This is a genomic window from Streptomyces sp. NPDC006384 (assembly GCF_042870695.1).
GTDB lineage: Bacteria > Actinomycetota > Actinomycetes > Streptomycetales > Streptomycetaceae > Streptomyces.
Genome location: NZ_JBIAHR010000034.1, coordinates 48,013 through 59,422, shown reverse-complemented (window position 1 = coordinate 59,422; position 11,410 = coordinate 48,013). Strand labels below are relative to the sequence as shown.

At 73.4% G+C, this 11,410-nt stretch carries 12 protein-coding genes; 5 read left to right on the top strand and 7 right to left on the bottom strand.

The genetic code is table 11. The annotated features are described in order from the left end of the window. Positions 1–115: 115 nt before the first annotated feature. Positions 116–445, bottom strand: coding sequence for an antibiotic biosynthesis monooxygenase (locus ACFYOJ_RS33205; RefSeq protein WP_356557370.1), 330 nt, complete (start codon positions 443–445; stop codon positions 116–118). Between the two features lie 167 nt (positions 446–612). On the opposite strand from ACFYOJ_RS33205, the gene ACFYOJ_RS33200 reads away from it, so the two are divergent. Beyond that, positions 613–1,047 carry a hypothetical protein gene (locus ACFYOJ_RS33200; RefSeq protein ID WP_356557371.1) on the top strand — a complete coding sequence of 145 codons (435 nt, stop codon included), beginning with the start codon at positions 613–615 and terminating at the stop codon, positions 1,045–1,047. Between the two features lie 194 nt (positions 1,048–1,241). Continuing rightward, the gene (locus ACFYOJ_RS33195) at positions 1,242–2,078 is read left to right on the top strand and encodes a nucleotidyltransferase domain-containing protein (protein ID WP_356557372.1); all 837 of its coding nucleotides are present in this window, start codon (positions 1,242–1,244) and stop codon (positions 2,076–2,078) included. A 40-nt stretch (positions 2,079–2,118) separates the two neighbouring features. On the opposite strand, the gene ACFYOJ_RS33190 is transcribed toward ACFYOJ_RS33195, so the two are convergent. After that, positions 2,119–4,749, bottom strand: a complete 2,631-nt coding sequence (locus ACFYOJ_RS33190; protein ID WP_356557373.1) for a SpoIIE family protein phosphatase — start codon at positions 4,747–4,749, stop codon at positions 2,119–2,121. 314 nt (positions 4,750–5,063) lie between these two features. On the opposite strand from ACFYOJ_RS33190, the gene ACFYOJ_RS33185 reads away from it, so the two are divergent. Further along, positions 5,064–5,291 carry a hypothetical protein gene (locus ACFYOJ_RS33185; protein WP_356557374.1) on the top strand — a complete coding sequence of 76 codons (228 nt, stop codon included), beginning with the start codon at positions 5,064–5,066 and terminating at the stop codon, positions 5,289–5,291. Between the two features lie 230 nt (positions 5,292–5,521). On the opposite strand, the gene ACFYOJ_RS33180 is transcribed toward ACFYOJ_RS33185, so the two are convergent. Next, on the bottom strand, positions 5,522–6,253 hold the full coding sequence (locus ACFYOJ_RS33180; protein ID WP_356557375.1) for a L,D-transpeptidase family protein: 732 nt from the start codon (positions 6,251–6,253) through the stop codon (positions 5,522–5,524). Between the two features lie 374 nt (positions 6,254–6,627). On the opposite strand from ACFYOJ_RS33180, the gene ACFYOJ_RS33175 reads away from it, so the two are divergent. After that, positions 6,628–6,831, top strand: coding sequence for a cold-shock protein (locus tag ACFYOJ_RS33175; protein WP_028964611.1), 204 nt, complete (start codon positions 6,628–6,630; stop codon positions 6,829–6,831). A gap of 157 nt (positions 6,832–6,988) precedes the next feature. Continuing rightward, a complete protein-coding gene (locus ACFYOJ_RS33170) occupies positions 6,989–7,204 on the top strand; it encodes a hypothetical protein (protein ID WP_356557376.1) in 216 nt (71 codons plus the stop codon). A gap of 55 nt (positions 7,205–7,259) precedes the next feature. Here the strand turns inward: ACFYOJ_RS33170 and ACFYOJ_RS33165 are convergent, their stop codons facing one another. The 4 genes from ACFYOJ_RS33165 to gap form a co-directional block, all read right to left on the bottom strand. Beyond that, positions 7,260–8,093 (bottom strand): class II glutamine amidotransferase, encoded by an 834-nt coding sequence (locus tag ACFYOJ_RS33165; RefSeq protein WP_356557377.1) that lies wholly within the window; start codon positions 8,091–8,093, stop codon positions 7,260–7,262. A gap of 51 nt (positions 8,094–8,144) precedes the next feature. After that, positions 8,145–9,623, bottom strand: coding sequence for a glutamate-cysteine ligase family protein (locus tag ACFYOJ_RS33160; protein WP_356557378.1), 1,479 nt, complete (start codon positions 9,621–9,623; stop codon positions 8,145–8,147). A 159-nt stretch (positions 9,624–9,782) separates the two neighbouring features. Then, on the bottom strand, positions 9,783–10,280 hold the full coding sequence (locus ACFYOJ_RS33155; RefSeq protein ID WP_356557379.1) for a peptidylprolyl isomerase: 498 nt from the start codon (positions 10,278–10,280) through the stop codon (positions 9,783–9,785). A gap of 49 nt (positions 10,281–10,329) precedes the next feature. Continuing rightward, positions 10,330–11,328: a type I glyceraldehyde-3-phosphate dehydrogenase gene (gene gap / locus ACFYOJ_RS33150; RefSeq protein ID WP_356557380.1), complete on the bottom strand. Its 999-nt coding sequence runs from the start codon at positions 11,326–11,328 to the stop codon at positions 10,330–10,332. Positions 11,329–11,410 lie beyond the last annotated feature (82 nt).

Here is an 11,410-nt window from a genome sequence, read left to right as displayed (position 1 = left end):
GGCAAACAACCCAAACCAGCTGGTGGTGGGCGGCTACCTCCTGGTCGCGCGGCGCTTAACCCCCACTGGGGGGGGCGCCCGCCCCGGGCCCGGGTCAGGGGCGCCACCGCCGCGTTCACTCGCCCTTCGGAGCCGCCTGCTGCACCACCTCGAACGACCACAGCGTGGACCCGCTCGCCGCCGGCCTGGGACGCTCGCCGCCCTCCGCACCGCCGCCCTGGTGCGCCGCCTTCATGGGCCCCTCCATCCAGGCCTGGAAGGACTCCTCGTCGCGCCACCGCGTGTAGACGAGGTAGGTGTCGGTGCCCTCGACGGGGCGCAGCAGCTCGAACCACTCGAAGCCGTCGGAGTTCTCCACCGCGTGGGCACGCGAGGCGAAGCGCTTCTCCAGCGTCTCGCGCTGCTCGGCCGGCACGGACAGTACATTGATCTTGACTACACTCATGCCCCCATCCTGCCGCACCCCGCGGCAGGCGGTCGCGGCGCCGGCCACCGGAACCCGGATATCGGCATCGATGTCGGTGCCGTACTGAAGAATGCGGGACGAGCGAGATCAACTCCGGCCGGACCGGGTAGGCGGTCTCGAGTCACTGACCCGGAAAGGCCACGCCGATGCCGCCCACCGCCCTGCTCCCGCAGCCCGCCGAATCCCGCGCGACCGGCCGCTTTGCACGGCTCGGTGCCGTCCCCTCGGCCGGCACCGTGCCCGTGCTCGGCCGTCGCCGGCCCCGCCCGTGCGCGCCCACAGGCCCCGAGGAGACCGACATCCTGCGGATCGTCGCCGACGCGCGCACCCCCGTGTTCGTCACCGTACGGAAGGACGGACGGCGCAGATACAGCTACTGGCGGCCGCTGGACTCCACGACGGGCAAGGGCGGTTGCTACGTGGCGCTGCCGACCGCCGAGTGCGACCGGCTGCACGCGGCCGGCCGGATCACCCTCGGCGAACCCCTGGCCGACCCCGCCAGGACGATCCACCGGGTCAGGACCGCCCAGCCCCAGGCGACACCCCTGCGCGTGGAGCGGGACCGGCTGCGCGCGGCGTGAGGGGAGCCACCGGGACACCGCGGCGACGCCGGACGTCACTCCGGCGGACGGCCGGGGTGACGCCCGTCCCCCGGCGCCCCTGGAATCCCCCCTCATGGGCGTCTCCTGAACCGGCCGCACGGCCCCGCCGACCGCCCGGCGGACGCCGGGCGTCCGTCACACCTGCCCGCACACCCCTCAGGAGACAGCCACCCATGTCCTTCCCCTCCGCCGCCCCCGCCCTGGACGAGCGCATCGCCCGCCTCCGGGAGACCGCCCGCCTCGAGCCCCGCCTCGAGGGCGTCCTGCTCTACGGGTCCTGGACTCTCGGCGAGGCCGACGCCCACTCCGACATCGAGGCCTACCTCTACGTCGACGACGACCACCTCGACGCCTTCGACGCCCGGGCCTTCCTCGGACGGCTCGCCCCGCTCCAGTTGGCGTACACCAACATGTACGGCGTCCTCGCCGTCGTCTTCGACGACCTGATGCGCGGCGAGTTCCACATCACACCCGCCACCGCCGGCATCGAGGAGGTGCCCACCTGGGAGGGCATGGTCCACCTGCCCCGCCCCGAGGACGCCGTCCTGCTGGACCGCACCGGCCGCCTCACCGAGGCCGCCCGGCGGCTGGCCGAGTTCCGGCCGCCCGAGCCCGCCGGCACCGCACAGCGGCTCACCGACGAGCTGGCCAACTGGACGCTCATGCTCGCCCACGTCCTCGCCCGCGGCGAAGTGGCGCGCGCCCACGCCCTGTTGCACGGCGTCGTAGCCCCCCAGCAGCTGCAGCTGTGCCGGCTCCTGCGCGGCAGCACCGCACACTGGCTGACGCCCAGCCGCGCACTGGAACGGGACCTGCCGCCGGCCGACGTCGAGCGGTACACGTCCACCACCGCGGCCGCGCGCGAGGAGGAGGTCCGCACGGCCGCGCGGAACAGCTGGCGATGGAGCCGTGAGCTGAGCGCGGACGCGGCCGGCCGCTGGGCCGTGCGCATCCCCGGCGAGCTGCACGAACGGATCGCCGCTCTCCTGGAGGCCGGCCGGACCGGCTGAGTACCGAGGGCCGCACCCGCGTCGCCCGCCCCGCCGCGGGTCAGACGGGCGGTGTGGGGCGGACGGCGAGGACGGCGATGTCGTCGGTGCTGTCGGCACCCAGCCTGATCAGCAGCTCGTCGCAGAACGTGTCGAGGGGCTCTTGGGCCAGGGCAGCGGCGTGCCGGCGCAGCCGGTCCAGGGCGACGTCGATGACCTCGTCCCGGCGCTCGACCAGGCCGTCGGTGTACAGCAGCAGGGTCGAGTGGGCGGGCAGTGTGTCGCGGGCCGTGGCGCGGGCCACCTCCGGGTCCATGCCGAGGAGCAGGCCCGCGCCCTGTTCGAGGAAACGGGTGTCGCCGTCCCGGGTGATCAGCAGCGGCGGCGGGTGACCGGCGGACGAGTGCCGCAGCTCCCACGGACCCTCGGGCGGCCCCTTGACGACGCCGTAGACACAGGTGGCGGTGGCCTCCTGGTAGAGGCTGTGGTTCGCCTGGTCGAGCCGGTGCAGCACCTCCGCCGGCGGCTCCTGGCGGTCCACGGCGATCCCGCGGAGCATGCTCCGCAACTGGCTCATGGCGATGGCCGCGTCGAGGTTGTGCCCCGTCACGTCGCCGATGACCACGGCGGTGTCACCGCTGCCGAGGACGAAGCTGTCGTACCAGTCGCCGCCGACCTGGGCGGTGGCGGAGGAGGCCGCGTACCGGGCGGCCATCCGCAGGTGACCGATGTCCGGCAGTACGGGCAGCAGGGAGCGCTGGAGCCGTTCGGCGATGCTGCGGGTCTCCTCGTACAGCCGGGCGTTGTCCACGCCGAGCGCCAGACCGCGCACCAGGTCGTCCACGAGGGACAGGTCGTCCTCGGAGAACGGCCGGGCGGCGCCCGTCCGGGCGAGGGTCAGCGCGCCGAAGATCTCCCGGCGGGCCCGCAGCGGGGCGACCACGGCGCTGCCCGTGCCGAGCCCGCTGTGCAGGCGGGCGTAGTCCCGGTCGAGTTCGCTGCCCGCCTGGCCCGGCGCCGGTGTGCCGGCGAGCAGCAGGGGCCCCGCCCCGCGCAGCGCCCGGGCCAGCGGACCGCGCGAGGCCTCGGAGACCGGCGGGAGCCGTCCCTCGTACGCCTCCGGGCGCAGGCCGCGGGGATCCCGGTGGACGACGCAGACCCGGTCCACCTGGGCGTGCTCGGTGTACAGGTCCACCGCGCACCAGTCGGCCAGCCGCCGTGTCAGGAGCCGGCCGATGCGCCGCAGGCCCTCCTCGAGGTTCAGGGTGTTGTTGAGCTCGGCACCCAGGTCGGCCAGCAGGGTCAGCCGTTCCAGCGTCGACATGCCGTGGCCGGCGTCCGGCCGGCGGCCCCGTTCCCGGGCGGCCGGCGAGCCGCTCCCGCCGGACTCCGGCGCCCCCGCCCGGTCCCTGGCGCCCGGTCCGGAGGCGCCGAGGAAGGTGGTCGCCCGCGGGGAGAGCTGGGCGACGAAGACGGTACGGCCGTCGGCCGTCTCCTGGGTCTGGATGTACAGCCGGACGGGGACCAGCCGTCCGTCGCGGTGCAGCGCCGGGAGCGGCACGGACCGGCCGACGATCCGGGTGCGGCCGGTGAGCAGCATCGACGTGAACGCCGCGGTGTGCCGCTCGCGCAGGTGCTCGGGGATGAGGGCGGTGAGTTTCCGGCCGACGAGGTCGTCCGCGTCCCAGCCGAGCATGCCCGCGGCCGCGCTGTTCACCGCGATGATCCGGTTGGTCTCGTCGGCGGCGATGGTCGGGAGCCGTCCCGCCCGCACGTGGGATACCTCCCACGGCACCAGCTCCGAGGAGGCGATCTCCGGCTCGCGGGGGAGCACCGACCACGCGGTCGGCCGGCCGCCGGTGAGCTGGCCGACGATCTCGTCGAACAGCCACTCCTGGAAGGCACGCCCGCGCGGCAGCGCCGGCAGGGTCAGCAGGCGCTCCTCCCGGGCCGCCTCCTCGGCCGCCGCGAGCACACGGCCCAGCGCGCGTACGTCCGGTGCCGCGTCCGCGGGGAGCGTCAGGGCGACGGAGACCAGACCCGAGTCCGTGTGCGGTGGTGCCGGCGCGGCCGCCAGTCCGGCACTGATCAGGTTGTTGATGTCGTGGGCGGCGGCGAGGTCGGCCGGCGACACCTCGAGGGGATGCCCGGCGGATGCGGCGAGGGCCAGCTCGCCCAGCAGCGCGTGCCGGTGCTGCTGGGACGCGGCGCACAGGGCGCTCGGCACGTCGACGAGCGTCACCGTGGCCCCGGGCCGGGCAGGCGCGGTGCCGGTCTCCCATCCCGCCGACGGCGGCGCGGAGCCGTCGGGCCACAGTTCGAACCACACGCTCTTGCGCGTGTCACCGGCATCGGTGCCGTGCCGCGAAGCCAGGCGCTCGACCAGCGCCAGCCCCTGGCCGGTGCCGGCGTACGGAGGGGAGGGGCGGGGCACGGGTGCGCGGCACGGCCGGCGGTCGCTGACCCGCACCCGGACCCGGCCGTCGTGGACGCCGACCCCCACCTCGATCTCGGTCCGCGCGTGCAGGACCGCGTTGGTCACCAGCTCCCCGGCCAGGAGCTGAGCCGTGTCCGCGAGGTCGGGGGGCGCTTCCTCCAGGGCGGCACGCACGAACCGTCTGGCCGCCGCCGCGCTCCTCGGTTCCCGGGGGAAACACCGTGACGCCGTCTCCGGCGGATCGGGGTGGTCCATGCCTCCAGTGTGTGCCCGGCACAGCGGGGAGCGCAGTGCGCCGTGCGGGCCGGCCCCGGCCGGCCGCCCCCGGCCGTCCGCCGTCCGGGTGAGGCACGGCCGGCCCGCGCAGGGGATGGGGCCGGTGGGCGCGAGAGCGCTCCGACGGCTTTCTCGCGTGGCCCCGCGTTCTCCCCCGTGCGCGGGGCCGCACCGTCGACGGGAGCCCGGCGACGGCCGGGGCGTCCGGTGAGAGGGGGCCCGGGCCGGGCAGAATCCCTTACGACAGGCCGAGCGGCGATCATCGCGGCTCGGGGCGAGAAAGGTGTGGGTGCGTGGGTGAGCGGCAGGACCGGGAGTGGACGTCGATGACGCCGGGGGACTTCGACCGGGACGCTCCGCTGCGGCTCAACGTGGGCACCGGGCCCACCGTCGTCCCCGCCGAGCCCGACGAGTACGGCACGGCTCCCTTGTTCGGGGACACGGCACCCGGACGGGCCACCCCGCGCCGTGACCGGCCGCGCGCGAAGCAGCAGGCCGGCGCGCAGGGGCGCCTGTTCTGACGAGGAAGGGCACACACCCCGCACCGCCCCGGCGGCACCGGCGGGTACGCCGCGCCGTCGTGGGCCGGCACCGGCGGGCGAGCTCCTCGGCGCGTACCGGCTCCTGACCACCGGCCCGGCACCACCGCCGCCGCCACGGCCGACGGCACACGGCCGTCGGCACGCGGCCGGGGCGGCGACGGAGCGGGTACGGGGCTTTGCCGTGCCCGTTCCGCGTCCTGCCCCGCCCGTCACCGCTCCAGCTCCGGGGCGGGTCCCATGACGACCACCGGGTCCTTGTCCGGGTCCAGGGCGAGCAGCAGCTCCCGCATGTGCTGTTCGTCCAGGGAGATGCAGGCGTTCGTCGGCCCGCCGTGGTCCACGTGGATCCACACCCCGCCGCCCTTGTCCTCGCCCAGCGGCCGCGTGGTGTCCAGCGGGGTGGTGCCGGGCACCCGGTTGTAGTCGATGGCGATCACATGGTCGAAGGAGCCCTCCAGGTCCTCGCCCAGGTGGCCGGTGCCCGAGATCGCGAACTCCGGGTCCTCGTCGTAGGGCAGCCGGGTCCCCGGGTCGGGCAGCCGGCCTCCGGCGTCGCTGAGGCCGAAGACGCCGACGGGGGTGCGCAGGTCGCCCGCGCTGTGGTCGGTCGTCCAGCCGCGCAGCCCGTTGTGCGCGGACCACGGCCCCGCCACGGCCTGCCAGCCCCGTGCCCGATCACGCTCGTAGAGCACCACCTGCGCCCGGTTGGCGTCCTCGGTCGCACCCCTGACCACGAGGGCCTGCCGGGTGCCGGCGGGCATCCGGGCCAGCATCACGGGCCCGATGCCGGGCAGCGGCCGGGCGGACGGCACCGGCGGAGCGGGACGGGGCGACACCGGCCGCGAGGGTCCCTCGGGCGTTCCCGGGGCGCAGCCCGTCGCCAGCAGGCCGGTGGACATCACCGTGCCGATCATCAGGGCCAGGGACTTCCTGACGCTCATCTCAACCTCCGGTTCGCTAAGGGGGCTACTCATTGCTTCACCACTTGCGGAACCGGGGCGTCCGGTCGCCCCGCGTCTCGCCCGTATGGCGCAGGGGGCGGCACCGTGCACGCGGCCGGAGGGGCGGGGCCGGGGACGCCGGGTGCGCCGGACCGGCCGGGGACGCAGGGCCTGCGGAGCAACACCGGTCCTGTTCCGTTCCCTTACTCACTGGTGGGGCGCGGACATGCCGTGTAGCGTCAGCGGCAGATGTCGTGGTTCGACCCGACCGCCCGCGCCATGGTGCGGGCGGTCTGCTGTGCAGTGCCTTGGACCAGGACGACCACCTCCGGATCCGCGCGGTGCGGATCCGATATCGGCTGAAAGGCAAAGGCATGGCCAGCGGTACCGTCAAGTGGTTCAACTCGGAAAAGGGCTTCGGCTTCATCGCGCAGGACGGCGGCGGCCCCGACGTCTTCGCGCACTACTCCAACATCAACGCCAGCGGTTACCGCGAGCTCCAGGAAGGCCAGGCCGTCACCTTCGACATCACCCAGGGCCAGAAGGGCCCGCAGGCGGAGAACATCACCCCCGCCTGACCGGGAACGCGTCGAACGAGCACGGCGCCCGGAAGCGAGCGAGCTTCCGGGCGCCGTGCCCTTTTCCCGGACGGCGGCGACGGCCCGCCCCGGCCCGCGGCGCGTCCACCGGCGCCGTCCGGATGCGCCCTGACGGCGTCCACCACACCCTGGGAGCATGCCCAGTGCCCCCGCCGTCGTCGTCTACCCGCCCGCCCGGGACGGCGGCCGCCGCGTCCGCTTCGACGGTTCCTTCGTAGGACTCGCCTACACGCCCCTCGACATCGCGGAGTTCCTGCGCCTGGCCGGCCTGGAGGAGGTGGAGGCGTCCGACGTCGAGACCGCGGACTGGATCGAATGGCGCGGCGGCGGCCCGCACGACTGGACGCCATGACGCCACGACGCCGGCCCGGCCCGGCGCAGGGGTCTCGCACCGGCGGCGTACGGCGTCAGACGGCCCGAGGGGTGAAGGGCAGCAGTTCGTCGCCCTCGGGACGGACGACCGCACAGCTGCTCTCCGGGACCTCGTTCCAGACACCGGGCAGATCACCGAGCGGCTCGGAGACGATGAGCCGGGTCCCCTCGGACGCCTCCCGCAGGAAGGGCATTCCCGGGTGCAGCGCGCGCAGCGTCTCCACGCGCGAGCTGTAGTAGAGCGACCGGGAGGCCTTTTGGCTGGAGTAGCGGAACGCCCACAGCCGTACCCCGTCCGTCACGGCGACCGTCATCTGCAGCGGGTGTTCCACGCCGTGCTCGTGCCCGGTCGCCTCGACCAGCCCCGCCATCCGCGCCACCGCACCCGGCGGGTCCTCCTCCAGGCCGAGCGTGAGAGCCAGGAAGAACATCATCTCCGAGTCCGTCGTGCCCTCGATGGCGAGGAAGAGCTGCGGATCCACGGCGAGCGCCAGATCGCGCCGGACCCGGTGGTAGTCGGCGATCGCGCCGTTGTGCATCCACATCCAACGGCCGTGACGGAACGGATGACAGTTGGTCTGCTGCACCGCGCTGCCCGTCGACGCCCGGATGTGCGCGAAGAACAGCGACGAACGGACATGCCCGGCGATCTCCCGCAGATTGCGGTTGCTCCACGCCGGGCCGGTCTCGCGCACGATCGCGGGCGTCTCCATCTCCGGGCCGAACCACCCGACGCCGAACCCGTCCCCGTTCGTCGTCTCCACGCCCATCCGGGAGTGCAGGCTCTGGTCGATCAGCGAGTGGTCCGGCTCGTACAGGATGGTCTCCAGCAGCACGGGCGCACCCGAGTAGGCGAGCCATCGGCACATCGTCTGCCGCCTTCCTGGTCCTGGGGCACGCGCCGCACGGGGCGCCGCACGTCAGTCGACCGGCCAGGTGTGGACCGGCGCGTTGAGATGCATGTAGTCCATGTACTGCCGGGTCATCCGCCGCAGGGCCTCGTGCCGTCCGACGTGGGTGGAGTCGTCGATGTGGTGGAAGGTCTCCTTCTGCCAGACCGCGCCGTTGCGCCCCGTCACGCACCGCTGCTCGATGATGCCCAGCAGCGGCTCCCGCCACGCCGCGTCCATGCCGGACAGCTCCAGCCCCCGGTGCGCCAGCGGCAGCAGACGCCGCAGGACGAGCTCGGGCACGGGGACCTCGCCCATGCCGGGCCAGTACAGCAGCGCCTCGATGCCGTGCCGGGCGGCGGTGTGCAGATTGTCCTCCGCCGCCGAGAACGACATCCGCGACCACACCGGCCGCTCCTCCTCCACCAGGGCACGGGTCAGCCCGTAGTAGAAGGCGCCGTTGGCGAGGGTGTCGGCGACCGTCGGGCCGGCGGGCAGCACCCGGTTCTCCACGCGGACGTGCGGCCTGTCGTGGGCGACGGCGTAGACGGGGCGGTTCCAGCGGTAGATGGTGCCGTTGTGGAGGGTCAGTTCCCCCAGCTCCGGGATGTCACCGCGGTCCAGGGTCTCCTTCGGGTTCTGCTCGTCGCACAGGGGCAGCAGCGCGGGGAAGTAGCGCAGGTTCTCCTCGAACAGGTCGAAGACGCTGGTGATCCACCGCTCGCCGAACCACACCCGCGGCCGTACGCCCTGCGCCTTGATCTCCTGGGGCCGGGTGTCGGTCGCCTGCTCGAACAGCGGGACGCGGCTCTCGTGCCACAGCTCCTTGCCGAGCAGGAAGGGAGAGTTCGCCGCCAGCGCGACCTGCACCCCGGCGATCGCCTGCGCCGCGTTCCAGTAGCCGGCGAACTCGTCGGGGGACACCTGGAGGTGGAACTGGGTGCTCGTGCACGCGGCCTCCGGGGTGATGGTGTCCGCGTAGGTCCGCAGCCGGTCGACGCCGTCCACCTCGATGTGCAGGTCCTCGCCGCGCGCCGCGAACACCTGGTCGTTGAGCATCCGGTAGCGCGGATTCTCCGACAGGGCCGCCTCGCCGACGTCCGTCTGCCGCAGCGTGGGCAGGATCCCGATCATGATCAGGTGCGCGCCGACGGACTTCGCCCGGTCCTCCGCGTGGTTCAGGGCGCCGCGGATCTCCGTCTCCCAGGAGTCGGGGCCGCCCGCGGTCAGGCGGCGGGGCGGGATGTTGATCTCCAGGTTGAACCGGCCCAGCTCGGTGGACCAGGCGGGGTCCGCGATGGCCTCCAGGGCGTCGCTGTTGCGCATCGCCGGCTCGGCCTCGTCGTCGACCAGGTTCAGCTCGATCTCCAGGCCCACCTGCGGCCGCTCGGTCTCGAACCGCGACTCGCGCAGCATCTGCGCGAAGGCCTCCAGGCACTCCTGCATCTTGATCCGGTACCGGCGGCGGTCCTCGCGGGTGAAGACCTGCGCCGGGACGTCCCGTCCCATCGGTCCTCCCGGTTCCCTTCCTCGGACGCCTGTCCACCCCAGCGTCGCACCGCCCGCCGCGCCTCACCACGCGGGACGGAGGGGAAAAAGGGACGGCGCCCGCCGCACGGTGTGCGGCGGGCGCCGTGTCCGGCGGGGCCTGGCCCGGCCGGTGAGGGCTCAGAGCTTGCCCGAGTCCCGCACCGTGATGGTCGCGGAGGTGCGGCCCGACGGGGAGGAACCGTAGCCCTCGATCTTGTCGACCACGTCCGTGCCCTCGACGACCTTGCCGAAGACGACGTGCTTGCCGTCCAGCCACGGGGTGGGGACGGTGGTGATGAAGAACTGCGAGCCGTTGGTGTTCGGACCCGCGTTCGCCATCGAGAGCAGGTACGGGCCGGTGTGCTTCAGCGTGAAGTTCTCGTCCGCGAACTTCTCGCCGTAGATGCTCTTGCCACCGGTGCCGTTGCCGTTGGTGAAGTCACCGCCCTGCAGCATGAACTGCGGGATCACGCGGTGGAACGGGGAGCCCTTGTAGCCGAAGCCGTGCTCACCGGTCGCCAGCTCGATGAAGTTCTTGGCGGTCTTGGGGGTGACGTCCTCGAAGAGCTCGAAGACGATCCGGCCCGCGTCCTTGCCGTCGATGTCGATGTCGAAGAAAACCTGGGAATTGCTCATCGCACCATTGTGACGGTTGAGGTCCGCGGACCGGAAACCGGCCTTCCCCTCAACGGGTGGCGAGCAGCAGCAGCGTGTCGATCACCCGGTTGGAGAAGCCCCACTCGTTGTCGTACCAGGCGACGACCTTGACGTGCCGGCCGTCGACCCGGGTCAGCTCCGCGTCGAAGACCGAGGAGGCCGGGTTGCCGGTGATGTCCGAGGAGACCAGCGGGTCCTCCGAGTACTCCAGGACCCCGGCCAGCGGGCCCTCGGCCGCGGCACGGTAGGCCGCCAGCACGTCGTCGCGGGTCACCTCGCGGGCGACGGTCGTGTTCAGCTCGACGATCGAGCCGACCGGGACCGGTACGCGGATCGAGTCGCCCGACAGCTTGCCGTCGAGGTTCGGCAGCACCAGTCCGATCGCCTTGGCGGCGCCCGTCGTGGTCGGCACGATGTTGACGGCGGCGGCACGGGCGCGGCGGGCGTCGCGGTGCGGGCCGTCCTGCAGGTTCTGCTCCTGCGTGTAGGCGTGCACCGTCGTCATGAAGCCGTGCTCGATGCCGGCGAGCTCGTCCAGCACCGCGGCCAGCGGCGCGAGCGCGTTGGTGGTGCAGGACGCGTTGGAGACGACGGTGTGCGCGTCCGGGTCGTAGGCGTCGGTGTTCACCCCGTACGCGAGCGTCACGTCGGCGCCGTCCGACGGCGCGCTGACCAGCACCTTCCGGGCGCCCGCGTCCAGATGGGCGCGGGCCGCCTCGGCGGAGGTGAAGCGGCCGGTCGCCTCCAGCACGATGTCGACGCCCAGCTCGGCCCAGGGCAGCCGGGCCGGCTCGCGTTCGGCGAGCACCCTGATCCGACGGCCGTCCACGACCAGGGCGTCCCCGTCGGCGGTCACCGGACGGCCCAGCCGGCCGGCCGTCGTGTCGAAGGCGAGCAGCCGCGCCAGAGCGGCGGGCTCGGTGAGGTCGTTGACGGCGACGACCTCCAGGTCGCTGCCGCGTTCGAGCAGAGCGCGCAGCACATTGCGTCCGATGCGGCCGAATCCGTTGATGGCGATACGAGTCATGAGTGGTGTCCCTTCGTCTCGCCACCAGGCTGGCGCGCGGCGGACACCGGGGACAGCGGCGTGATCGCCACGGTTCGAAAGG